Source organism: Neobacillus niacini (genome assembly GCF_023715415.1).
GTDB classification, from domain to species: domain Bacteria; phylum Bacillota; class Bacilli; order Bacillales; family Cytobacillaceae; genus Neobacillus; species Neobacillus niacini_C.
Genome location: NZ_JAMBOB010000001.1, coordinates 439,062 through 463,059, shown reverse-complemented (window position 1 = coordinate 463,059; position 23,998 = coordinate 439,062). Strand labels below are relative to the sequence as shown.

Annotated in this window: 25 protein-coding genes and 1 riboswitch; of the genes, 20 read left to right on the top strand and 5 right to left on the bottom strand. The window is 37.4% G+C overall.

Annotated features, from left to right (window positions below):
• Nucleotides 1-97 precede the first annotated feature (97 nt).
• From M3189_RS02180 to M3189_RS02160, 5 genes are all read left to right on the top strand, one after another.
• On the top strand, nt 98-1,675 hold the full coding sequence (locus tag M3189_RS02180; RefSeq protein WP_251631435.1) for a peptide chain release factor 3: 1,578 nt from the start codon (nt 98-100) through the stop codon (nt 1,673-1,675).
• A gap of 130 nt (nt 1,676-1,805) precedes the next feature.
• Nucleotides 1,806-2,903: an SDR family oxidoreductase gene (locus tag M3189_RS02175; protein WP_251631433.1), complete on the top strand. Its 1,098-nt coding sequence runs from the start codon at nt 1,806-1,808 to the stop codon at nt 2,901-2,903.
• Between the two features lie 101 nt (nt 2,904-3,004).
• Nucleotides 3,005-3,481, top strand: a complete 477-nt coding sequence (locus M3189_RS02170) for a hypothetical protein (RefSeq protein ID WP_251631431.1) — start codon at nt 3,005-3,007, stop codon at nt 3,479-3,481.
• Nucleotides 3,482-3,743: 262 nt separating this feature from the next.
• Entirely contained in the window at nt 3,744-4,481 is a 738-nt protein-coding gene (gene sigI, locus M3189_RS02165; protein WP_251631429.1) for an RNA polymerase sigma factor SigI, read from the top strand.
• A 4-nt stretch (nt 4,482-4,485) separates the two neighbouring features.
• Nucleotides 4,486-5,526 (top strand): anti-sigma factor domain-containing protein, encoded by a 1,041-nt coding sequence (locus M3189_RS02160; protein ID WP_251631428.1) that lies wholly within the window; start codon nt 4,486-4,488, stop codon nt 5,524-5,526.
• Nucleotides 5,527-5,568: 42 nt separating this feature from the next.
• Here M3189_RS02160 and M3189_RS02155 read toward each other — a convergent pair whose 3' ends face one another.
• Both M3189_RS02155 and M3189_RS02150 read right to left on the bottom strand, forming a co-directional pair.
• The gene (locus M3189_RS02155; RefSeq protein WP_251631426.1) at nt 5,569-5,772 is read right to left on the bottom strand and encodes an alpha/beta-type small acid-soluble spore protein; all 204 of its coding nucleotides are present in this window, start codon (nt 5,770-5,772) and stop codon (nt 5,569-5,571) included.
• A 116-nt stretch (nt 5,773-5,888) separates the two neighbouring features.
• Entirely contained in the window at nt 5,889-6,239 is a 351-nt protein-coding gene (locus M3189_RS02150) for a DUF3905 domain-containing protein (protein WP_251631425.1), read from the bottom strand.
• Between the two features lie 130 nt (nt 6,240-6,369).
• Between M3189_RS02150 and M3189_RS02145 the strand changes: the two genes are divergently transcribed.
• Nucleotides 6,370-6,531, top strand: coding sequence for a hypothetical protein (locus tag M3189_RS02145; RefSeq protein ID WP_251631423.1), 162 nt, complete (start codon nt 6,370-6,372; stop codon nt 6,529-6,531).
• Nucleotides 6,531-6,662 carry a hypothetical protein gene (locus M3189_RS26815; protein WP_285889301.1) on the top strand — a complete coding sequence of 44 codons (132 nt, stop codon included), beginning with the start codon at nt 6,531-6,533 and terminating at the stop codon, nt 6,660-6,662. The genes M3189_RS02145 and M3189_RS26815 overlap by 1 nt, the downstream gene beginning before the upstream one ends.
• A 23-nt stretch (nt 6,663-6,685) precedes the next feature.
• On the opposite strand, the gene M3189_RS02140 is transcribed toward M3189_RS26815, so the two are convergent.
• Nucleotides 6,686-8,428, bottom strand: coding sequence for a B12-binding domain-containing radical SAM protein (locus M3189_RS02140; RefSeq protein WP_251631421.1), 1,743 nt, complete (start codon nt 8,426-8,428; stop codon nt 6,686-6,688).
• 304 nt (nt 8,429-8,732) lie between these two features.
• Between M3189_RS02140 and M3189_RS02135 the strand changes: the two genes are divergently transcribed.
• The 3 genes from M3189_RS02135 (at nt 8,733) to M3189_RS02125 (ending at nt 13,461) form a co-directional block, all read left to right on the top strand.
• Nucleotides 8,733-9,746 carry a 2-oxoacid:acceptor oxidoreductase family protein gene (locus M3189_RS02135; protein ID WP_251631419.1) on the top strand — a complete coding sequence of 338 codons (1,014 nt, stop codon included), beginning with the start codon at nt 8,733-8,735 and terminating at the stop codon, nt 9,744-9,746.
• Entirely contained in the window at nt 9,746-12,040 is a 2,295-nt protein-coding gene (locus M3189_RS02130; protein ID WP_251631417.1) for a thiamine pyrophosphate-dependent enzyme, read from the top strand. The genes M3189_RS02135 and M3189_RS02130 overlap by 1 nt, the downstream gene beginning before the upstream one ends.
• Nucleotides 12,041-12,342: 302 nt before the next feature.
• Complete coding sequence (locus M3189_RS02125) at nt 12,343-13,461, top strand: PAS domain-containing sensor histidine kinase (protein WP_251631415.1); 1,119 nt, start codon at nt 12,343-12,345, stop codon at nt 13,459-13,461.
• A gap of 36 nt (nt 13,462-13,497) precedes the next feature.
• Here the strand turns inward: M3189_RS02125 and M3189_RS02120 are convergent, their stop codons facing one another.
• Nucleotides 13,498-14,280, bottom strand: coding sequence for a carbon-nitrogen family hydrolase (locus M3189_RS02120; protein WP_251631413.1), 783 nt, complete (start codon nt 14,278-14,280; stop codon nt 13,498-13,500).
• A gap of 116 nt (nt 14,281-14,396) precedes the next feature.
• On the opposite strand from M3189_RS02120, the gene M3189_RS02115 reads away from it, so the two are divergent.
• The 6 genes from M3189_RS02115 (at nt 14,397) to M3189_RS02090 (ending at nt 19,397) form a co-directional block, all read left to right on the top strand.
• Nucleotides 14,397-15,575, top strand: coding sequence for a pyridoxal phosphate-dependent aminotransferase (locus M3189_RS02115; protein ID WP_251631411.1), 1,179 nt, complete (start codon nt 14,397-14,399; stop codon nt 15,573-15,575).
• Between the two features lie 77 nt (nt 15,576-15,652).
• Nucleotides 15,653-15,762: riboswitch (SAM riboswitch) on the top strand.
• A gap of 74 nt (nt 15,763-15,836) precedes the next feature.
• Nucleotides 15,837-17,039: a 2,3-diketo-5-methylthiopentyl-1-phosphate enolase gene (gene mtnW, locus M3189_RS02110; protein WP_251631409.1), complete on the top strand. Its 1,203-nt coding sequence runs from the start codon at nt 15,837-15,839 to the stop codon at nt 17,037-17,039.
• Entirely contained in the window at nt 17,040-17,714 is a 675-nt protein-coding gene (locus tag M3189_RS02105) for a 2-hydroxy-3-keto-5-methylthiopentenyl-1-phosphate phosphatase (protein ID WP_251631407.1), read from the top strand. It begins immediately after the preceding gene.
• Nucleotides 17,708-18,337, top strand: coding sequence for a methylthioribulose 1-phosphate dehydratase (locus tag M3189_RS02100; protein ID WP_251631406.1), 630 nt, complete (start codon nt 17,708-17,710; stop codon nt 18,335-18,337). Before M3189_RS02105 ends, M3189_RS02100 begins: the two co-directional genes overlap by 7 nt.
• A gap of 26 nt (nt 18,338-18,363) precedes the next feature.
• Complete coding sequence (locus M3189_RS02095; RefSeq protein WP_251631403.1) at nt 18,364-18,897, top strand: 1,2-dihydroxy-3-keto-5-methylthiopentene dioxygenase; 534 nt, start codon at nt 18,364-18,366, stop codon at nt 18,895-18,897.
• A gap of 257 nt (nt 18,898-19,154) precedes the next feature.
• Nucleotides 19,155-19,397: an aspartyl-phosphate phosphatase Spo0E family protein gene (locus M3189_RS02090; RefSeq protein WP_251631402.1), complete on the top strand. Its 243-nt coding sequence runs from the start codon at nt 19,155-19,157 to the stop codon at nt 19,395-19,397.
• A gap of 22 nt (nt 19,398-19,419) precedes the next feature.
• Here the strand turns inward: M3189_RS02090 and M3189_RS02085 are convergent, their stop codons facing one another.
• Nucleotides 19,420-20,151, bottom strand: a complete 732-nt coding sequence (locus tag M3189_RS02085) for a ZIP family metal transporter (RefSeq protein ID WP_251631400.1) — start codon at nt 20,149-20,151, stop codon at nt 19,420-19,422.
• Between the two features lie 343 nt (nt 20,152-20,494).
• Between M3189_RS02085 and M3189_RS02080 the strand changes: the two genes are divergently transcribed.
• The 4 genes from M3189_RS02080 to M3189_RS02065 are packed head-to-tail and all read left to right on the top strand — an operon-like array spanning nt 20,495 to nt 23,957.
• Nucleotides 20,495-21,322: an electron transfer flavoprotein subunit beta/FixA family protein gene (locus M3189_RS02080; protein ID WP_251631398.1), complete on the top strand. Its 828-nt coding sequence runs from the start codon at nt 20,495-20,497 to the stop codon at nt 21,320-21,322.
• Between the two features lie 31 nt (nt 21,323-21,353).
• A complete protein-coding gene (locus M3189_RS02075) occupies nt 21,354-22,394 on the top strand; it encodes an electron transfer flavoprotein subunit alpha/FixB family protein (protein ID WP_251631396.1) in 1,041 nt (346 codons plus the stop codon).
• A complete protein-coding gene (locus tag M3189_RS02070; RefSeq protein WP_251631394.1) occupies nt 22,378-23,673 on the top strand; it encodes an FAD-dependent oxidoreductase in 1,296 nt (431 codons plus the stop codon). Before M3189_RS02075 ends, M3189_RS02070 begins: the two co-directional genes overlap by 17 nt.
• On the top strand, nt 23,673-23,957 hold the full coding sequence (locus M3189_RS02065; protein ID WP_075685099.1) for a ferredoxin family protein: 285 nt from the start codon (nt 23,673-23,675) through the stop codon (nt 23,955-23,957). The genes M3189_RS02070 and M3189_RS02065 overlap by 1 nt, the downstream gene beginning before the upstream one ends.
• The last annotated feature ends 41 nt before the right edge of the window (nt 23,958-23,998 follow it).

The window sequence follows — 23,998 nt, the reverse complement described above, 5'->3', positions numbered from 1 at the left end:
AGTTGGATTTTATTAAAGGATTGCAAATTTTAACGCCAGACTATAAGATTAAGGGTACGAGAAAAATTTTTTGATTGTTAAAAGAGAGGAATTTGAAATGGGTAACAAACTTAAAGAAGAAGTACTATCACGCAGAACCTTTGCGATTATATCTCACCCGGATGCTGGGAAAACTACACTTACAGAAAAGTTATTATTGTTTGGCGGAGCTATACGAGATGCTGGAACAGTAAAAGCAAAAAAAACTGGTAAATTTGCGACAAGTGACTGGATGGAAATTGAAAAACAACGTGGAATCTCTGTAACATCCAGTGTTATGCAATTTGACTATAATGATTTCCGTGTCAACATTTTGGATACACCAGGTCACCAAGATTTTAGTGAAGATACCTATCGTACGCTAATGGCTGTAGATAGTGCGGTAATGATTATCGACTCTGCAAAAGGGATTGAGGAGCAAACCTTAAAGTTATTTAAAGTGTGCCGGATGCGTGGAATTCCTATCTTCACATTTATTAATAAGCTTGACCGTCAAGGGAAAGCTCCTTTAGAGTTGCTTGCTGAATTAGAAGAGGTTCTTGGAATTGAAACATATCCCATGAACTGGCCAATTGGGATGGGTAAAGAATTTCTTGGTATATACGACCGATATTACAAACGAATTGAACAATTTAGAGTAAATGAAGAAAATCGTTTCATAGCTTTGAATGATGATGGGGAAATAGAAGGTGACCATCCTTTAAAGGTTTCAGGATTGTATGACCAAACGCTTGAAGAGATTATGCTGTTAAACGAAGCTGGCAATGATTTCTCACCTGAAAAAGTAGCTGAAGGAAAGATTATTCCCGTTTTCTTTGGCAGTGCCTTAACCACTTTTGGCGTCCAAACCTTTTTAGAGACATACCTGCAATTTGCTCCAGCTCCAATGGCTCGAAATTCATCCATTGGTGAAATTAATCCACTTGCAGAGCAATTTTCGGGCTTCGTCTTTAAAATTCAAGCAAATATGAATCCTGCCCATCGTGACCGGATTGCTTTTGTTCGAATTTGTTCGGGTAAATTTGAACGAGGAATGACCGTAAATATTCCGCGATTAGGTAAACAAATAAAGCTTTCTCAGTCCACTTCCTTTATGGCTGAAGAAAGAAGCACGGTTGATGAAGCTGTCAGCGGGGACATAATCGGCCTATATGATACTGGTACTTATCAAATTGGTGATACGATTACCTCCGGTAAAGAGAATTTCCAATTTGAAAGACTTCCGCAATTTACTCCGGAACTCTTTGTTAGGGTTTCTGCTAAGAATGTAATGAAACAAAAATCTTTTTATAAAGGAATCCAGCAGTTAGTACAGGAAGGAGCTATTCAGCTTTATAAAACTGTGAAAACTGATGATTACTTGTTAGGTGCAGTTGGACAATTACAATTCGAGGTCTTTGAACATCGGATGAGAAATGAATACAATGCTGAAGTTTTGATGGAGCGTATGGGATCTAAAATAGGAAGATGGGTTGAAGGAGATAGTGTAGATGAAAATCTTTCAAGCTCAAGAAGTCTCCTTGTCAAGGATCGCTTTGATCATTATGTCTTTTTATTTGAAAATGATTTTGCGCTTCGTTGGTTCCAAGAAAAAAATCCAGATGTGAAGCTCTATAACCCAATGGATCAGGACTAAGAGTGACGGGATATTCCCGTCATTTCTTTCGGATAAAATATACTGAAAATTCAGATTACAACTTGACTCTATTATTGGAATCGACTTACAATTAGTACAAATGCCATTATCATATTTTGGGGGGATAAGGATGGAATATGGATACTTTTTTACAGGTTTTCCGGGTTTTATTTGCAACCAATTGATTCGGGAAGTACTAAAAAGGAATGATTTAAAGGGTGTCATATACGTACTAGTACTTCAAGGGATGATGGATAAAGCAAGAAAGGAACGTCAAGCTATTCTTACAGAACTAGGTCTGAAGGATGAAGCATTTGTCCTTATTGAAGGTGATATTACTCAGCCATCACTCATGATTTCAGATGAAACCCAAGAATTCCTAAATGGAAAGATTACACATGTATTTCATCTTGCTGCGATTTATGATCTGGCAGTACCAAGGGATATTGCTTTTAAAATTAATGTGAATGGTACAGATAATGTGAATAACTGGGTAAGAGGATTGACTCAGTTAAAACGTTATGTATATTTTAGTACGGCATATGTTGTAGGTAGTCGTGAAGGAAATCTATACGAGACAGAGCTTATTCGACCGACAAGTTTTAAAAATCATTATGAGGAAACAAAGTATGAGGCTGAAGTTTTGGTGGAAAAACTAAAAAAGGAAATTCCAATTACCATTATTAGGCCAGGAATCGTCAAAGGTCATTCTCAAACCGGAGAGACGATTAAATTTGATGGCCCCTATTTTATCATGAATTTTTTAGATCGATTAAAATTTCTTCCACTTCTCCCGAAATTGGGCAAGGGAGAAGCCTATGTGAATTTAGTACCAATAGATTATATCATTCAGGCAACTTCTTACCTTAGCTTTTTGGAAAAAGGGGTTGGTAAAACCTATCATTTAACAGACCCTCGTCCCTATCGTGCTTCTGAAATTTATACCTTTATGATGGATGAATTGATGAACAAGAAACCTATGGGTACCCTACCGTTAACAGTGGGCAAATGGTTTCTTTCCATAAAGCCGATGAGAAAATATCTAAGGGTAGAAAAAGAAGCACTCGATTATTTTACTTGGAAGGGTCATTTTGATTGCACGCAGGCAGTGAAAGATTTAAAAGAATCAGGAATTATGTGTCCTGATTTTAAAGATGGTCTAAAGCCAATGACTGCCTTTTACTTAAAACAAAAGGATAATCCTAATTATCAAATACCCATTTTATGATACTAGCATGATTTAAAATATTTCTTCTCAACCTCGTTTATTCGGTCCGTTACTGGTAAAACTAATTTGGAAGTAACTTACATCAGAAGCGAGATAGAGAAATGAAAAAAATGAGTAAATTAGAAGCAGTATTATGGAGCATAGCCTTTCCAGGATTCAGTCAGCTATTAAGTGGCCAGTACATTAAGGGTGTTTTGTTTGTAATACTAGAATTTATTATTAATGTGAAGAGTCATTTTAATAGTGCAATCATGTACAGTTTCCTTGGTGAAATTAAAAGGGCTGAATCAGTCTTAAATTATCAGTGGCTAATGTTTTACCCGTGTGTTTATATGTTTTCAATGTGGGATGGCTATCGTTATGCAATGCCTGCCGAAGAAAAGTATTCATATTTACCATTTGTATTTTCTGCCTATTTTGTCACAGTAGGATTAATGATTTCACCAAAGGTTACAATTTTTAATGTTCATCCAGGTCCTGTTTTTTTACCAATGCTATTTGTTATTCCGGGGTTACTCATTGGATTCTTGATAGGATGGATATTAAAATCCCGAAAAAAGCTGCCAATCAGAAACTGATTAGTAGCTTTTTTTGTTTAGAATTTTTTTATGCCCCCATAAAAGGGTCTAATGAAACGTACATCTTTAGTAGAAAAAGGGTGTTAACAACTTTGAGGTGAAAGAATTAGAGGAACAAGCGGAAAAAGAAATTAATAGAGCTATAAAAAAGCACAGGAAAAAATAGCCTTTCTTGGGGTTTAATTTTTCCACATATGCTTGATACTCATAAAATCCAAGATCCCAGCACTATGGTATAATTGGGTTATTGTGAGGTGTGACAATGCTAGGTTTATTGTTTTTAAGCAAGTATAAAAAACGAACGTTAGAGGAATCGGTTCTTTTAATACAACAAGGGGACCGTTTACTATTAAATGAAATAATAGATTCTTATAAACCATTTATAGCGAAAAATGTTTCTGCAGTATGTAAACGATATATTTATGAAACCGACGACGAATTTAGTATTGGTCTGATTGCCTTTAATGAGGCTATTGAAAAGTATTCACCTGAGAAAGGCAGCTCTTTGCTTAGTTTTGCAGAAGTCATAATCAAGAGAAGAGTTATTGATTATATTCGAAAACAAACGAAAAATCAGCATGTTAGTATCGACTTGACCTACTCATCACTTGAGGATGAGACAGCAGGCATGGTAATTGTGAATGAGCTATCCCTAGAGGAATATAAGAAAATATCGGATGAAGAGTTAAGAAAAGATGAAATTATTCAATTTCAAGCATTATTAACTTCATTTGATTTAAGCTTTAGTGATTTAGTTGAGAATTCACCTAAACATGCAGATGCAAGGGTGAATGCTATTCTTGTCGCTAAGCTTTTAGTAGATGATAAGGAATTAAAAAACTTTCTAATTGAAAAAAAGCGCCTTCCGATAAAACAATTAGAAAAAAAAGTGAATGTCAGTCGAAAGACAATTGAGCGAAATCGAAAATATATTATTGCGATTGCACTTATATTATCGAATGATTATGTATACCTAAATGATTACTTAAGGGGGTGCTAGAGACATGAAAAAAGGAATTGTAATGGAAGTTGACGATCCCTATTTAACTTTACTAACTTCAGATGGAGAATTCTTACGTGCCCGTAAAATGGATAGACTTTATTCTATAGGTGAAGAAATAGATTTTTTTCCCGTTACTGGCTATCTAGAAAGAAATAAAACAAATTTATTTAAAAACTTTTTTACGTTAAGAAAAGTTTTGATGTCAATGGCTGTTCTAATGGTTAGTTTAGGTTCTCTTTTCCCGGTATATCAAAGTAATAAGACATATGCCTATATGTCTATAGATACTAACACGAGTATTGAAATGGGACTTAATAAAAATATGGAGGTCGTTGAATTAAAGGGGTTTACTAAAGAAGCAGAAACCATCATCTCTCAGCTTGAAGATTGGAAGAAAAAAGACGCTTCTGAATTAACGGCCATTCTTGTAGCAGAGTTAAAAGATGAAGGGATAATTGCACAGACAGAGCCTGTTGTGATCTCAACGGTAAAAACACTTCAGCTTAAAGAAAAAGCGGCAGCCAAATTACAAGAAAATGTCGATAAAATTAAACAAACAATTGATAAACATCCTGTAGAAGTAAAGATGTATACAACAACAGAAGCTGAGGTTGAAAAAGCCCGCAACTCCGGTGTTCCTGTCGGAATTTATCATAGTGGTAAAAATAATTCTGCACAAAACAAGCAAAAGAAAGAAAAAATTAAACAAATAAAGAATAATCCAACTAAATCATCTGGAAACTCAACATTGCCGCCAGGTCAGCTAAAAAAGCAGGCAGAAATAAATAGTAGTCCCAATGCTGATAATCGTCAGCAAGAAATTAGAAGCAATAATAATAATGCTGTAGAAAAGCAAACAAATGGGAAGCAGGCTTCACCTGATACAAGGAAAGGCATCAATACTATAGGCAGCGAAGAATGGAAACCTCATCAAGAGAAACAGATAGAGAATAACACAGCAAATAAACAAATTAAACAAGATAAACCAAAGACAAATAATCATAATAAATTAAAAAAACAAGAGAATAACGGGAAAAAATAAGTCCGGCAAAATGCCGGACTTTTTCCATGTTATTTAGTTGCGTTATTGTTGTGTAGATTGGCCAGCCATTTGCGCTTGAGCTTGTTTAACTAACCTTTTCGTAATTTCGCCGCCAACAGACCCATTTGCTCGGGAAACTGTATCGGATCCTAAATTTACACCAAACTCTTGTGCAATTTCATATTTAACCTGATCAAGATATTGCTCTATTCCTGGAACTAATAATTTATTGCTGCTGTTAGCCATTTTTGTCAACTCCTTAAGATCTATACAGAGAATTCTTTTCTCTGTATTGGTATTATGATTCATTTCTGTAATTTAATAAGTGGTAATGTTTTGCGGAAATGGATACTGAAAGTTATCTAATCAGTTCCCTTGCTTACATCCTTGTCTGGATGCATGAAGGGATATGCTTGTGGTTTCTTTTTACTCTCCAGCAATTCCCGATTTTCGGCTGTATTCCAACCAATATCATTGGTTGGGTGAACCCATTCGTCCCCGGCCATAATTTCAGGGTCTGTATTTTCAGTCCAATTTTCCAAAGGAGAGTTTGGAGAAGAATATAAGCTGTCTCCAATGACAACCCCATGTTCATTTATGAATGGTGGCTGCATTTTAATACCTGTTCCCTCGAAACTTGGAGCATTAATTTGATGTGGAATTGTTTCATTCATTGTAGGATTATCAGGTTTTTGCTTTTTCTTATTGGTCATTTTACTCACTCCTATTTTTCTTTATTTTCCGCTGGATGGACAATTTTATTTATGAAAAATAAGGAAGTGATTGAATTCCCTCTTTTGAAGAAAACTAAAGATGTAACATCAATGATGGGAGGACGAAAAAATGGCTAAACGAAAAGCAGAGCATAATGCAGTAGAAAAATATTCTAAAACACCACATAAGAATGTACAGGAAAGTGAATTTTCTGCAGAATTTACTGATAATAACAATGCTATAAGATTTGCAAACCGTAATTCAAAACTAGGTAAAAAAGGAAGAAGTTAATGAAAGACAAAAAAAGTGTGCAAAACACACGTGAAGAATTTAGCATTGAATTTGGAGATGTAAATGGAATCAAGCTATATGAGGTGCTTCAGTCAAACAAGGAACATAAAAAGTCCTCAAAAAAGAAGTAAGCCGGCTCTATGCCGGCTTCTCTTTATCCTTTATATGAAAAGATTAGTGTCCCTTTGTTAGCAGGATCAAAATAAGCGATTAAATTAGATGACTGCTTAGTTATTTTTCCAGATGATAAGTATTCAGAAAGATTAAAGGAAAGCTCTTCAATCATCGTATGCTTATATAATTCTTTTTCATCAAGTTCTAGTTCCACAAAGGCTTGCCCTAATAGCAGTGGATTATCGACGATTTGTTTATAGATTTCAGTTCTTGTCTGTTTAGTAAAGCTTTGTTCCCACCATGGCTTTCGTGGCTTATATTTATGGTTTATTAAATAATCATATTTCATCATGCCAGCAATAATATCGAGGTCACTTACCTTCCGATATTGAAGGAAGGAGAACAATCTTCGAAATAAATCCTCTAACTGGTGACCAATCCTTGACCAGCCTTGCTCATCCCAATAGGTACCAAACTCCTGGAAAAAGTCAAAAGGTGAAGAAAATACGTTCCTCACTAAATACTCAATTGTGTGGTTCATGCGATGGTCATTCCAATATTTTTCTAACACATCTTCCACCTGTTTAATTCTGAGAATATCATTAAAGGAGAGGACATTATTCCCCAAAATTTCATATGGAGAATGATCCATATAAATATACTCATGTTCATCAGCACGAAGTCTTAGCCCAGTTCCCCGCAGCATTTTCAAAAATCCTAACTGCAGTTCCTCAGGACGAAGTTCAAAAACATCATTAAACGTTTTCCGAAAGGATGCGTAATCTTCCTCTGGCAGACCAGCGATTAAATCAAGGTGCTGGTCGATTTTTCCGCCATCCTTCACCATGGTAACGGTTCTTGTTAGTTTTGCAAAATTTTGTTTCCGCATGACAAGCTCATTTGTATAATCATTTGTCGATTGCACACCAATTTCAAAGCGGAATAAGCCTTTTGGTGCTTCATTATTTAAAAATTCAATAACCTCTGGCCTCATGATGTCAGCAGTGATCTCAAACTGAAAAACTGTTCCAGGAAGATGTTCATCAATTAAAAATCGGAACATTTCCATTGCATAGCTTCTACTAATATTAAATGTACGGTCAACAAACTTAATCGTTTTTGCCCCATTAGCCATTAAATAACGAATATCTTCCTTAATTTTCTCCCTATCAAAATAACGTACCCCTACTTCAATAGAAGAAAGACAGAATTGACAGCTAAATGGACAGCCTCTGCTTGTTTCAATATAGGTGACACGTTTACCTAAATGAGCTTTATCTTCAGGAAATCGATAGGGGGATGGGAGTTCCTTAAGGTCGAGTTTATTCATTTGGGGTGTCACTTTGACTTTTCCGTTTTCACGATAGGCGAGTCCATGTACATTTTTAAAGTTGCCCTCGCCGTTCAACTCAGAAAGTAGCTGCTTAAATGAATGTTCACCCTCACCCATCACAATAAAGTCAACACTTGGAAGCTTTTCCATCCATTCTACCGTGTCATAAGATACTTCTGGGCCACCAAATACAATCTGAATAGATGGGTCAATTTTTTTAATCATATTGACCACCTTAATGGTTTCTTCAATGTTCCAGATGTAACAACTAAATCCAATAATTGTTGGTTTTTGCTGATAGAGGTCTGACACAATGTTCATTACCGGATCTTTTATCGTATATTCCTTTAATTGGATGTTAAATTCCGGAGCAGCAAAAGCCTTTAAGCAGCGAATAGCTAGGTTCGTATGTATATATTTAGCATTTAAAGTACAGCAAATAACGTTCATAATAAAACTCCTTCGGGCAAATTAAAAACAATAGTATATTATATCCTATTTTTATAAAAAAACATAATCGATATAAAAAACACCTGTTATATTACAGGGAGAGAGCTGTTATACATACAAAATGCTATACCAAAACCAGATAAAATAACGTTTTTATTTAATTTTTAAAAAGTGTTATAGAATTTTTTTGCAGATGTTTGATTTTTGTCACAGCGTAATAAAAAAATCTATCCTACAATGAATTAGGGGAATTTATATTTTTGTATTTTCTATGTTTTTTTTATACACGAAGGGGAGGGACATTATGTCTATATTGCCAAAGAAAAATGAGCTTGGTTTCTTCGAGATTCGCCTTGAATCAATTGGGGGACTTGGAGCAAATTTAGCTGGAAAAATGTTAGCCGAAGCTGGAGTACTAGGTCTAGGTTTGAACGGATCTAATTTTTCATCTTATGGCTCTGAAAAGAAAGGATCACCTGTAAAAAGTTTTATCCGGTATTGTGATCCAGATGTAGAAATAAGAGATCACAGCCCAATAGAGCAGCCACATATTGTTGCTGTATTCCATGAAGCATTATATAGAACAATCGATGTTGTAAGTGGATTAAATGCTGATGGAATCGCACTTATAAATACAGCTAGAGAGTTTGATGAAGTGAGAAAGGATTTAAAGTTAGAATATGGGACACTTGCTATTGTTGACGCTTTAACGATTGCAGTTGAAGAAAAAACAAAGGTAAACACTGCAATGCTCGGTGCGCTATATCGTATCTGCGATTTTCTAGATCCTGATTCTATGAGAAATGTTATTCGCAAAACATTTGAAAAAAAATATCCGCATTTAGTTGAACCGAATATCCGCACGTTTGACCGTGGCTATAATGAAGTTCAATTTAAAACCTATGAAGTGCCAGAAGGGGCAGAAGGTAAAAATTTTTCACGGACATTGCCACAATTAGGATACATGACCCAGGGAATCGGCGGAGTAATGACCACTCAAGGTAATAGTATATTAAAAGATTTAAGTGGTTCACGACAAGGATTTCTTCCACAGTTTGAACAGGATAAGTGTATCCACTGTGCTGCCTGCGATAATGTTTGTCCAGACTATTGCTTCGTTTGGGAAGCTGGCGAAGATAAGAAGGGCAGAAAGCAAATGTTCCTTAAAGGGATTGATTATCAATATTGTAAGGGCTGTTTAAAATGTGTTGAAGCTTGTCCAACTGACGCTTTAGGTGATCTTCGTGAAATGATTGGATATGCAGATGCTAACCGTGTAAAACAGAACTTTCCGTATCTAGCAGGGGGGATTTCATAATGGCAATTTTAGAAGATAAGTTAAAGAATCAAGGGGTTGCTCAACAGCTATCAACCTTTGAATCAGGAAATGAAATGGCTGCAATGGCTGCTGCACAAATAAATTACCATATTATGGGTTATTTCCCTATAACACCATCTACAGAAGTTGCCCAATTTCTGGATCAAATGAAAGCCCGTGGCGAGCACGATATTAAGCTGATTCCAGCTGATGGTGAACATGGTTCTGCAGGTATTTGCTATGGTGCTTCAGCTACCGGTGCAAGGGTATTCAATGCAACAAGTGCAAATGGTCTTCTTTATATGATTGAACAACTGCCAGTTCAATCTGGAACCCGTTTTCCTATGGTTATGAATCTTGTCACACGTGCGGTAAGTGGACCGCTTGATATAAGAGGAGATCACTCTGATCTTTACTTTGCGTTAAATACTGGCTGGGTTATCTTAACAGCTAGTACGCCGCAAGCTGTTTATGACATGAATATAATGGCTCTGAAAATTGCTGAACATTCTAAGGTCCGTCTTCCGGTTATCGTTGCGTATGATGGATTCTTCACTTCCCATCAAAAGCGCAGAGTTGAGTATTTCAAGGATCGTAGTGTCGTGCAGAAGTTTGTGGGTGAATGTCCAACAGACTACCATTTTGCGAGAGATCCAAAGAAACCAGTAACAATTGGTGCTCATATGAATGGGGATGACCTAATCAACAACAATTTCCAACAATCTGAAGCCATTTACGCTGCTGGTGAGGTTTATAAAGAGGTTGCAGCAGAATATGCCCGTATTTCAGGCCGTGAGTATTCAGTACTTGATTTATATAAAATGGAAGATGCAGAGGTTGCGTTATTCTTGTTGAACTCTGCTGGTGAATCAGCAAAAGATGTAGTAGATACATTACGTGCAAAAGGAATAAAGGCTGGAGTAATCAGCCCGAATATTATCCGTCCATTCCCAGCGAAGGAAATTCGTGAAGCCCTTAAAAATGTAAAAGCATTATTAGTTGGTGAACGTGCAGATTCCTATGGAGCAAATGGACCAAATTTAACACATGAAGTGAAATCTGCCCTTCAGGAAGACCGTGAAAATCAAACTATCGTGCTAAGTCGAGTTTTCGGTTTAGGCGGTAAAGATTTCTACGCTTCTGATGCACATAATTTCTTTGATATGGCCATCGATGCAATGGAAAAAGGCTATGCTGAAAAGCCATTTGATTATTATGGTCATGTTCCTGGTAATCCAGATGATATTCTGAAGCCAGTAATTACACCGCAGCACGGTGATGTATACAGAACTGGTTTAATTGATGTGAAAATGGATGAAGAAGCAAACAAACTAAAGGTGAAAATTCCACCGCTTCGTGCGTTGACTGGCAAGCCTAAGCGAATTGCTTCCGGACACGGTGCGTGCCCTGGGTGTGGAATATTTGGTGGATTGGAATTATTCTTCAAAGGAATAGAAGGTGACATCGTCACATTATTCCAAACCGGCTGTGCGTATGTTACAACAACCTCTTATCCGCATAGTTCTCATAAACAAACCATGATGCATAACTTATTCCAAAATGGCGCTGCTACGTTATCTGGAACACTTGAAGCGTTTATGGAATTAAAACGCCGCGGTGAAATCGAAGTGTCTGATGATGCTACGTTTGTCATGATAACTGGTGACGGCGGAATGGACATTGGGATGGGATCTGCGATAGGAACTGCCCTTCGTGGACATAAGTTGATTATGCTCGAGTATGATAATGAAGGCTATATGAATACTGGTTCACAAATGTCTTATTCTACGCCTTTGGGTCATATGACAAGCACATCAGGTGTAGGGAAAGCACAAAAGGGAAAAGGATTCCACCACAAGGATACTGCGCAAATTATGGCAGCAACAAATATCCCTTACGTATTTACAGGGGCGGAAAGCTTCCCGCAGGACTTAGTTAAAAAGGGTGCGAAAGCACAGTGGTATGCACAAAATGTTGGTACTGTTTATGGTAAGATCCTGATTACTTGCCCGCTTAACTGGAAATCAGAGGATCGTTATGGAACCACGATTTTGGAGCAAGCTGTAAATTCTTGTTTCTTCCCTCTATATGAGGTTGAGCAAGGTGTTACCAGCATTACCTATAACCCAGAAGATAAAAACAAACGTGTAGCTATTTCTGAATGGCTTAAATACATGGGTAAAACAAAACATATGTTAAAAGAAGAGAACAAATCAATCTTAGAAGAGTTTGAAGCAGAAGTTGAAAAAAGATGGCAGCGTCTTAAAGCAAAGCACGAAAATCCATTACTGTAATTAAAGGCTGTGTAAAAGCTTATTATTGATTTTGGCACTCTGTTGATTTGTGCGGAAGGCGCGAGACTCCTGCAGGAGGACGGGACAGGGGAGACCCCGCAGGCGCTTTAGCGCCGAGGAGGCTTCCCGAACCGCCTGCGGAAAGCGAAGCGCCTGGAGCACAAATCAACAGCCAATTTTAACAGAGCCTAAATATAAAGGTAAAGCGGGGAAATTTTCGCTTTACCTTTTTTAAGTTTTCCAATGTAATAAATTTGTCAAGTAAAAAGGGTTTTATTTAAATATGTAGAATATTAGGATATATGATATTACCTTATTTTGGGTTTCGTGAGGCGGTGGAGCAAGTGGAGAATACAGCGAAACAGAACGAGGCATTGCCTGGTGAACAAAAATTCCAGAGAATTTTTGAGTATTCAATGGACGGATTGATTTTATGGAATGACAAGCTTCAAATTATCGATATCAATCACTCTGGAGAAAGAATCTTCGGGCTTTCAAAAAATAGACTTATAGGGAAGTCCCTATTAGATTTATTTACTACTTTAGAAGAGAAAAAGCAGGAGATTATGGATCACATTGAACAAGCAATGGAATTAGGCAAGCAATGTTCCTCGATAGTCATTGAAATGATTGACGGGACGACGAGACATTTTGATTACTCAACAAAGCTCGGAATTATTGATGGCCAGAATCTAACCGTTATTATTGATGTAACGGAAAAGGCTAAAATGCAGGAACAGTTGAGAAAGTCTGATCGATTAAATATTGTCGGTGAGCTTGCGGCTGGAATTGCACACGAAATTAGAAATCCAATGACTGCATTAAAGGGGTTTATTCAATTGCTACAGCCTAGTATTAAAGCTGAAAATTCGATGTATTACGATGTAATTACCTCAGAGCTAGCCAGAATTGATTCGATTATTAATGAGTTCCTAATCCTTGCAAAACCACAGGAAATTAGATTTCAAGAAAAAGACGTCCGTCAAATTATGAAGGAAACGGTTGATTTATTAAGTGCTCAAGCAGTGCTTTACAATGTTCAATTTCATACAGACTATGAAGCTAATTTACCATTCGTTTATTGTGAACCCAATCAACTGAAAAAGGTTTTTATTAACCTAATAAAAAATGCTATTGAAGTCATGCCAAACGGTGGCCAAATCACAATAAAGATAAATAAAATAGAAGAACACAAAGTCCAAATATGTATTCAAGATGAAGGAATGGGGATTCCAAAGGATAAAATAATAAAACTCGGAGAACCCTTTTATACCACCAAAGAAAAAGGTACGGGATTAGGATTAATGGTTAGTTACCGAATTATTGAAGAACATGATGGAGAAATTCAAGTTGAAAGTGAAGAGGGAAAAGGAACAATATTTAAGCTTATGTTACCATTAAAACATTTTCTTAAAAGTTAGAAAAACCACTGCCTATTGTAGGAAGTGGTTTTTTGATTAGTACAAATCAGGTCTTCTATCTTCAAAAATTGGGATTTGTTTACGAATATCTTTTACAAAATCTAACTCAATAGCTGCAGACAGTATTTCCTCCGTCGCTCCAGCTTCAGCTATTACTTCTCCCCATGGGTCGATAATCATAGAATGACCGGCAAATTCATTATTGGGATCATGACCAGAGCGGTTACATGCAATAACGAAAGCTTGGTTTTCAATTGCTCTGGCAATAAGCAGAGATTTCCAATGCGATAAACGAGGGGCTGGCCATTCAGCAACAACGAAAATGGCTTCTGCTCCTTTAGATGTATGTGCACGAATCCACTCAGGAAAACGAATATCATAGCAGATTACTCCTGCAAAAGGGTGATTATCCAATTCGAACAAACCTTTCTCCTCTCCGGCCTCAAGGTAGAGATGTTCGTCCATCAACTTAAATAGATGTAGTTTGCTATATGAATGGACATGCTGACCTTTATTATTGATGATAAGAAGGGTATTCTTTACTCCTTGTTCACCATGATTTGCTACAGATCCGCCAACAAAGTGAACCTGATATTTTTTTGCTGCGTTCTTAAAAAAATCAATGGTACTTGCTGCCCCCTTATCTGCGATTGCATCAAGTCGAGTTAAATCATATCCTGTTGTCCATAACTCTGGAAAAACAATGATATCAGGATTCTGCTTCATTGCTTCTTTAATTAATCTTTCAGCTTTTTGGTAGTTTTCATTGGGATTACCGAAGGCAATGTCCATCTGCAAACAAGCGATTTTAAATTTCATCAATATTCACCTCATTTGAATTTTTTAGAATTTTTTCTTTACAAGCTGTCTTAAAAGTTATATCATTTGTGACTAGAATTCAACAATAAAATGAAATAAATAAAGCAGGTGACAAGATGAAACAATTTTCAACATCTCAACTATTAAATAATTTCCCGAAGCAGTTTTTTGCTTCTTTAGTAAAAAAAGTAGGGAAATACATTGAAGATGGATATGATGTTATTAATTTAGGTCAAGGAAACCCAGACCAGGCAACCCCAAAGCATATTGTAAAAAAGATGCAGGAAGCAGCGGCTAATCCTGTGAATCATAAATATTCTCCTTTTCAAGGTCATGCCTACTTAAAACAGGCAGCTGCTGACTTTTATCTAAGAGAGTACGGTGTTACCCTAGATCCAGAAAAAGAAGTGGCAATCTTGTTTGGCGGTAAGGCTGGGTTGGTAGAAATCCCACAATGCCTTTTAAATCCAGGAGATACCATGCTAGTACCTGATCCAGGATATCCAGATTACTTATCTGGGGTAGCGCTGGCTAATGCGGAGATGGTATTGATGCCGCTCAGAGAAGGTAATAATTTTCTGCCAGACTACAGTGAATTATCTTCTGATGCAATTGAAAAAGCAAAATTAATGTTCCTTAATTATCCTAACAACCCAACAGGGGCAACAGCAACAAAGGAGTTTTTTGAGGAAACTGTCACTCTTGCAAACCAGCATGATATTTGTGTTGTTCATGATTTTGCATACGGTGCAATCGGATTTGATGGAGAGAAGCCATTAAGCTTTTTACAAATTAACGGGGCAAAAGATGTGGGCATAGAGATATATACTCTATCAAAAACCTACAATATGGCTGGGTGGCGTGTCGGCTTTGCAGTAGGCAATAGCAGTGTTATATCAGCAATTGAGCTTATTCAAGACCATCTCTATTGCAGTATTTTTGGCGGTATACAGGAAGCGGCCGCTGAGGCATTAACAGGTCCACAGGAATGTGTTCGAGACTTGAATAACCTTTATGAGCGCAGAAGAAATGTCTTGATTGATGGACTCCGTTCATTAGGCTGGAATGTTACTGCACCAAAGGGATCGTTTTTTGCTTGGCTAAAAGTTCCTGAGGGACTAACCTCTACTGAATTTGCCGACATCCTGCTAGAACAAGCACATATTGCTGTGGCACCTGGGAATGCTTTTGGTGAACTGGGTGAAGGATTTGTCCGAGTAGGTTTACTCACAAGTGAGGAACGTTTAGGTGAAGCAGTGAGAAGAATTAGCAAGTTGGAAATTTTCGAAAAATAGATTGACAAAGAATATAATTCTTGGGATAATCCAAAATATAGTTTATCAACGTGATAAAAGTAAATAATACGATCGTTTTCTTATCAAGAGCAGGTGGAGGGAAAAGCCCAATGAAGCCCGGCAACCGACTTAACACAATGTTAAGCACGGTGCTAAATCTTGCAGCATAAAGGCTGATAGATGAGAAGATGTTAGTTTGCGATGCTAACCTCTTCTTTTGCGAAGAGGTTTTTTATGTTTTTCTAGAGAGGAAGAGTAAAATTGTCTGAATTAATAGCAACATACCTAATCCACGGTGAAAAAAATCCAGAAAAAAAAGCAGAGGAAATTGCTTTAGGTTTAACTGTCGGTTCATGGACGAACTTACCAGAACTAGAACAGAGTCAATTACGTAAACACAAAGGCAGGGTGGTGTCGACTGAAATTTTAAAAGAGGAACAGGCACTCATACATATTGCCTATCCAACCATCAATTTTTCTGATGATATTCCTGCGATTCTGACTACCGTTTTTGGAAAACTTTCATTAGATGGAAAAATAAAATTACTTGATTTACAGTTTGAGGATATTTTAAAAAATAAATTTCCTGGTCCAAGATTTGGTGTTGATGGATTAAGAGAAAAGCTCGGTGTTTTTAACCGTCCATTATTAATGAGCATCTTTAAAGGGGTGCTAGGCAAGGATTTAGATTTCTTAACAGAACAGCTGAAGCAGCAGGCTCTTGGCGGTGTTGATTTTGTTAAGGATGACGAAATTCTCTTTGAAAATGAACTAACCCCCTTTGAAAAAAGAATAAAAGCAGGCAATAAAATATTACAGGAAGTATATGAACAAACAGGACATCGTACTTTGTACGCAGTAAACCTAACTGGTCGGACATCACAGCTAAAGGACAAAGCAAAGAAAGCGAAAGAGCTTGGAGCAGACCTTTTATTATTCAATGTATTTGCCTATGGATTGGATGTTTTACAGGAGCTTCGTGAAGATGATCAAATTGCACTACCATTAATGGCGCATCCTGCTGTAAGTGGTGCGTTAACATCATCTTCCCATTATGGTCTTTCTCATTCATTGCTGCTAGGTAAGCTCCTGCGCCTTGCTGGTGCAGATTTGTCATTGTTCCCATCGCCATATGGAACTGTGGCATTGGAGAAAGTATCAGCTATCTCAATAGCAGAGGAATTAACAAAAAAGGATACAATAAAAACTTCATTTCCTGTCCCTTCTGCCGGTATACATCCTGGTTTAGTACCACTTTTAATTCGAGATTTTGGAATAGATTCTGTTATCAATGCAGGAGGCGGAGTTCACGGTCATCCTAGTGGTGCGCATGGCGGCGGTCTAGCATTCCGACAAGCGATTGAAGTGAACCTTCAAGGAAAGACATTAGCGGAAGGGGCAGAAATGTATCCAGAGCTAAAAACTGCATTGCAGTTATGGGGAAATGCTGAGGTGTCAGTATAAATGAAGAGGCCAGTCATATACTGTGATTTTGATGGTACGATTACTGAAAGTGATAACATCATTGCAATCATGAAAAAATTTGCACCACCTAATTGGGAAGAAATTAAAGACCAAATTTTATCGCAGAAAATCTCGATCAGTGAGGGTGTAGGAAAGTTATTCTCGGAATTACCAAGCAGCCAAAGAGATGAAATTACAAAGTTTGCGATAGAAAATGCTAAAATTCGCAAAGGATTTTCTGAATTTGTCGAATTTACAAGAATCGAAGATATTCCTCTTTATATTGTCAGCGGTGGAATTGATTTTTTTGTATATCCGATTCTTGAAAAGTTCGGACCGTTTGAGGGGATATATTGTAACCACAGTGATTTTTCAGGGGAAAACATAAAAATACTTTGGCCATATACTTGTGATTCTGATTGTCAAAACGAATGCGGCTGCTGTAAACCTAGTATTATACGGAAGACAAACCACGATGAAGAATTCTTTACGATCGTAATCGGCGACTCTGTAACCGACCTTGAGGCAGCTAAACAAGCAGATTTTGTGCTGGCAAGAGATCTCTTAGAGGAAAAATGTTCTGAATGGGGTTTGAATTATAAAGGATTTACTACCTTTTATGACTGTATAGATGAAATTAAAAATCGAATTGAGGTGAAGAGGGCATCATGTTAAAGGAAAAATGGCTTGAGTTAGCAGACATAAAAGATGAACTGGCAGAGCGTGATTGGTTTATGGGCACGAGCGGCAACCTCGCTATAAAGGTTAGTGATGATCCTCTACAGTTTCTAGTTACTGCAAGTGGTAAGGATAAACGCAAGCGAACGGATGAGGACTTTTTGCTGGTTAATGAATTTGGGCATGCAGTTGAAGAAACACACTTGAGACCATCAGCAGAAACACTGCTTCATGTCGAAATATACAGAAAAACAAATGCAGGTTGCTCACTCCATGTTCACACGATTGATAATAATGTGATTTCAGAGCTATATGGGAACCAAGGTGTGGTAACATTTAAGGGCCAGGAATTGATTAAGGCCTTTAATATGTGGGAAGAGGACGCCGTGCTGTCGATTCCAATCATTAAAAACTATGCACACATTCCTACTCTTGCAGATTCATTTTCTGAGCATATCAAGGAAGATTCTGGAGCTGTATTAATCCGAAATCACGGAATAACGGTTTGGGGAAGAGATGCTTTTGAGGCAAAAAAGATTCTTGAAGCTTCTGAGTTTTTATTTAAATACCAATTACGTCTCTTAGAACAAAAACAATTTCAATTTAATAAAGTAGTTTAAATTTCATACGAGAGGATGGACTTATCATGGCATACATTACATTTCAAAGTAGAGAAGAACAAATTCTTAATCAAGAAGAAGTAGCGAGCTTTCTAGCATCTCAAGAGGTTATTTATGAAAATTGGGATATTACGAAACTACCTCAATCCCTAGTGGAAAAATATCTATTGAGTGATGAAGAGAAAGAAGGAATCCTAAAAGCTTTTTCAGCAGAGATTTCAGATATTTCAACTCGCCGGGGATACAAAGCTCAAGATGTTATTTCATTATCAGATAATACCCCAAATCTTGATACACTGCTAACAAACTTTAAAAATGAACATCACCATACCGACGATGAGGTTCGTTTTATTGTAAGCGGCCATGGAGTTTTTGTTATTCAAGCTAAGGATGGAGAATTTTTCGAAGTTCACCTAAATCCAGGAGACTTAATTTCAGTACCTGAAAACACAAGACATTACTTTACCTTAGAAGAAGATCGTAAAGTAGTTGCAGTTCGAATTTTTGTTACAACAGAGGGATGGGTACCGATTTACGAGAAAGATGAAATTCATCAATAAATCATTTAAACTGGCTGATTGACAGCCAGTTTTTTTATCTTTTTAGTAAATATATTTACTAAATCAACACTAAAGTAGTAGTGAAAAATGTCGCAAAAGGAGAAAAAGAGACGTGAATTTTGTCGAAAAAAAGGGTAAAATGCTTGTTTTGTCTACTTTTGCGAAAGTATTTACTTTTGCCTTAAATCTTGTCATAATTCATCAAGTAATCAATATTTTAGCAGTTTAGTGCAAAAGAGTAGGAGTAGGTGGAGAAATTGTATAAGTCAGGTAATAACCCTTCTGAGATGCTTAGCGCAATAAAAGTTAAACGAGCAATGATGATAAATTGTGCGAATACAAAAGGTTTTACAAGTGAAGAAACGATTAAATACAGCCAGGAGCTTGATATATTAATAAATGAGTATCAGAAAGCTTCCCAGCATTTTTCAAAACCAAATGAAGAAATAAAGCTTGCTTTTAATCAAATGATTATGGTTTGGCCGAAGGCATTTGTTTAAGAGAAATCGGCTGAAGAAAGTCTTAGAAGATATCAATGATAAGAACCATTACTAAAAGACCGGTTATAAAAGCATAGGTAGATACCCTCTCATTTCCATCACCATGACTTTCTGGGATCAACTCTTTATATATAATAAACAACATCGCACCAGCTGCAAAGGAAAGACCGTAAGGGACAACTCCTTGAACAAAAGAGGTTAAATAAAAACCCATGATAGATGTTACAATCTCAATGGCACCAGTTAGAGTTGCTAGTAAGAAGGCCTTAAGTTTGCTAATTTTTTGATTAACCAAAAAGAGCGCAACAAGAAGGCCTTCTGGCGCATTCTGAAAACCAATTGCCATTGCGATTAAATTCCCCGTTTCTTCTGTTTGTGAAGCATAGCTGACACCGACCGACAAGCCTTCAGGTATATTATGCAGAGTAATGGCTGCAATGATTAACAGTGCCTTTTCGTCAAAATGAATTCCATACTGATTATGTTCAAGATCAATATGTGGAATCCTTTTTTCCAGAGTTGTTAATACCAAAACCCCCAAGAAAACTCCAATTGCAAGTGAGACAAAACCACCCAATTTTAATGCTTCAGGGATTAGCCCAATTGTAGAGGCAGCCATCATGATTCCAGCACTAAAAGCTAATAACATATCCATCCACCGGTGTGTAACTGATTGATTAATAAAAAGAATGATTAGAGCTCCTGCACCTGTTGATAAAGCAGAAAGAACGCTTCCCACAAACACTTCCACCATTCTATAGCCTCAACCTTTCATCAGTATGAATAGCGCAAATATTATTTCTACATGATTAGACAGAAACTGTGATTTTTATCATTGTTTATTTCTGAATATTACTTATAGTTAAATTATCACTATTTTTTTAAAAAACTCACTTCATCACGAGCACCATCAAATCTTATACTTCTAGAATTTACCTCAATCCAATAATTTATCAATTTTAAAAAAAGAAATCTATCATTGTTTGGTAATATGCTAATGTTACGAGTCATATATCGTAATATGGCATTTTTTATAACCAAGGAAGGCAAGCGCTTTCAAAATAAACATAGCCAATATGGGGGAGGGAATGTCCTACATGCACATTGTCGTATGTGTCAAACAAGTACCAGATACAAAAATCATAAAAATTAATCCGAAAACAAACACACTCGACCGCCGCAGCGCACCAGCCATTTTAAATCCTTACGATGCACATGCTGTTCAAGAAGCAGTAAGCATAAGGGAAAAGAATGGAGGTACAATCTCAGTTTTATCGATGGGACCACCGCAAGCAACAGCTGTTATTAAAAAAAGTATAGAGATTGGTGCAGATCGCGGATATTTGATTACAGACCGTGCCTTTGCAGGCGCTGACACACTAGCTACGAGCTATGCTTTATCTAAAGCATTAGAAAAAATCAATAAGGAAATTCCAGTCGATATGGTCATTTGTGGTAAGCATGCAATTGATGGAGATACGGGTCAGGTAGGACCTGGTATTGCTAGAAGGATGGATATTCCGCCAATAACGAATGTAATTGAAGTCTCGGAAGTCAATTTAAAAGAAAAAACCGTTTTAATAAAAAGGAAATTATCAAGCGGCTATGAACTAATACAGGCTGAATTACCCTGTTTGTTAACGGTTGAAAAAGAAATAAATCAAATCGAATATTCACCAATGCCAAATATGATAAAAGCAGCTAGATATGAATCAGTAATCTGGACTGTAAATGATTTTGAAAATGTGGACCGTTCTCAGCTTGGTCTTAAAGGGTCGCCAACAATTGTTGGAAAAATGTTTACACCGCCACGACCTGAAGGCGGGAAAAAAATCGAAGGTACTGCGGATGAGCAAGTTAAACAACTCATGGATATCTTGATGGAGAAAAAAGAGGTATTAACATTACAGTCATCTAAACAATAAAGATTATTCTTTTTGACGTGGAGGGGTTTACATGAATTTTGATGAGTACCGCGGTGTCTGGATATTCATTGAGCAAAATGACGGAAAAGTTGAAGGGGTTTCTTTAGAACTCCTTGGTGCAGGGCGAAAGCTTGCGGACAAATTACAAGTTCCACTTGCGGGTTTTTTACTAGGAAGTGAAGTTAAACCCTTAGCCAAGCAAGTGATTGCTTACGGTGCGGATGAAGTTTACATGGTAGACCATCCAGTGTTAAAACAATATCGGACAGAATCGTATATGCAAGGGGTAATGCTATTAGTTGAAAAATACAAGCCAGAAATTATTCTATACGGAGCAACACCCAATGGCAAGGATTTAGCAAGTGCTGTTGCAACAGATTTAGTCACTGGGTTGACAGCTGATACAACCATGCTCGATGTGGATGTTGATAGCCGTTTGCTTGAAGCGAGCCGTCCAGCATTTGGTGGTAATATCATGGCAACGATTCTCTGTAAAAAGCATCGCCCGCAAATGGCAACCGTTAGACCAAAGGTGATGAAGGCACTTGAACCAGATTCAAGTAAAATAGGGAAGATTATCGAAGAAAGCATAGATCTCAAAGAAGAAAATATGCGGACAAAAGTGCTGCAAATTGTGAATGACGTAACAAAAAAAGCGAATTTGGCTGATGCTCATGTGATTGTTTGCGGCGGGAAGGGGATGGGCGATGTACAAAACTTCCAGATTCTTTATGAGCTTGCAGATTCTATTGGTGCAACAGTTGGAGGTACACGTGATGTAGTTGAAGCGGGATGGCTGCCTCACGAGCTTCAAATTGGTCAGACGGGTGAGACGGTAACGCCTAAAATTTACTTCGCGATTGCTTTGTCTGGAGCTATCCAGCATGTAGTCGGTATGAAAAACTCTGATTTAATCATCGCCATAAATAAGGACCCTAATGCACCAATTTTTGATGTGGCAACATATGGAATTATAGGAGATGCATTGGAAATTGTACCTAAACTTATCGAGCAATTTAAACAGCTACGTAATGAAAAGGGCGGTGAAATGAGCTATGCCAGAAAAATTTGATGTTATAGTGGTTGGGGCTGGTCCTGCGGGGACTTCATGTGCACTTGTATGTGCCCAAAAAGGCTTAAACGTATTGCTTATTGAAAGAGGAGAATATCCAGGAAGCAAAAACGTAATGGGCGGTGTACTATATCGGAAGCAAATGGAAGAATTGATTCCAGAGTTCTGGAAAGAAGCCCCACTTGAGAGACCAGTTATTGAGCAGCGTTTTTGGATGATGGATAAGGAATCTGTCGTTCAATTTGGTTACAAAGGTCTTGAATGGGGTGTTGAACCATATAATAACTTTACTGTATTGCGAGCGCAATTTGACCAATGGTTTGCGAAAAAAGCCGTTGAAGCAGGTGCCCTTTTAATCAATGAAACGGTTGTAACGGAATGTATCGTAGAAAACGGGAAGGTTGTTGGAATTCGAACTGACCGCCCTAATGGTGAAGTCTATGCAGATGTAGTTGTCCTAGCAGATGGGGTAAATTCACTACTCTCCAAACAGTTAGGCTTCCATAAAGAATTCCGTCCAGATGAAGTAGCGTTAACGGTAATGGAAGTAATCAATTTACCGAAAGAAAAAATTAATGACCGTTTTAACTTAGAGGATAATCAGGGTTGTACGATTGAAATCTTTGGCGATTCAACAAAAGGAAATCTCGGAACTGCGTTTCTATACACGAATAAGGATAGTTTGAATATTGGGGTAGGTACAACCCTATCTAGTATGATAAAGGCAAAATTGAAGCCTTATGACCTCTTAGACTACTTAAAAACACATCCGATGGTAAAACCAATGCTTGCAGGCGGTGAATCTGCAGAGTATTTAGCTCATCTAATTCCAGAAGGCGGATATCGTTCTGTCCCGAAAGTAGCTGGGAATGGTGTTGTCGTTGTCGGTGATGCTGCGCAGCTTGTGAATGCTATTCATCGTGAAGGTTCGAACATGGCAATGCACTCAGGGTTACTTGCTGCTGAAACTGTAATTGAGGCGAAGTACCGTGGAGACTTCTCGGAATCTAGCTTAAATCTCTATCGACAAAAACTTTATGATAGCTTCATAATCAAAGATTTAGAGAAATATAAAGACGCAACACATACATTTGAGAATAACCCACAATATTTTAAAGAATACGTACCAATGATGAACAAAGCGATGAGTAAATTCTTTACAGTTGACGGAACACCAAAACGTGATAAACAAAAAGAAATTATGAAGAGTGTAACTTCTGAAAGAGGAACGATTAAAGTTATACAAGATATTTATCGAGCTTGGAAGGCGGTGAAATAATGTCAACTAAGAATATTGAAGAAAAACAGTATCTTCTTCGATTTAAAGCTGATACGAAGTCACATTTAACCGTAATGGACGATGATATTTGTGCCACAAAATGCCCAGATAAAATTTGTACCATTTTCTGTCCAGCTGAAGTGTACAAGTGGGAAGGGTTAAGGATGCAGGTTGGTTATGAGGGCTGTCACGAATGCGGAAGCTGCCGAATAGGCTGCCCGTACCAAAATATTAAATGGGAATATCCTAAGGGCGGACATGGAATCGTGTTTAGGCTCGCATAACAAAGGAGTATAAATTAAGAACTCGCCAAATCTGGCGAGTT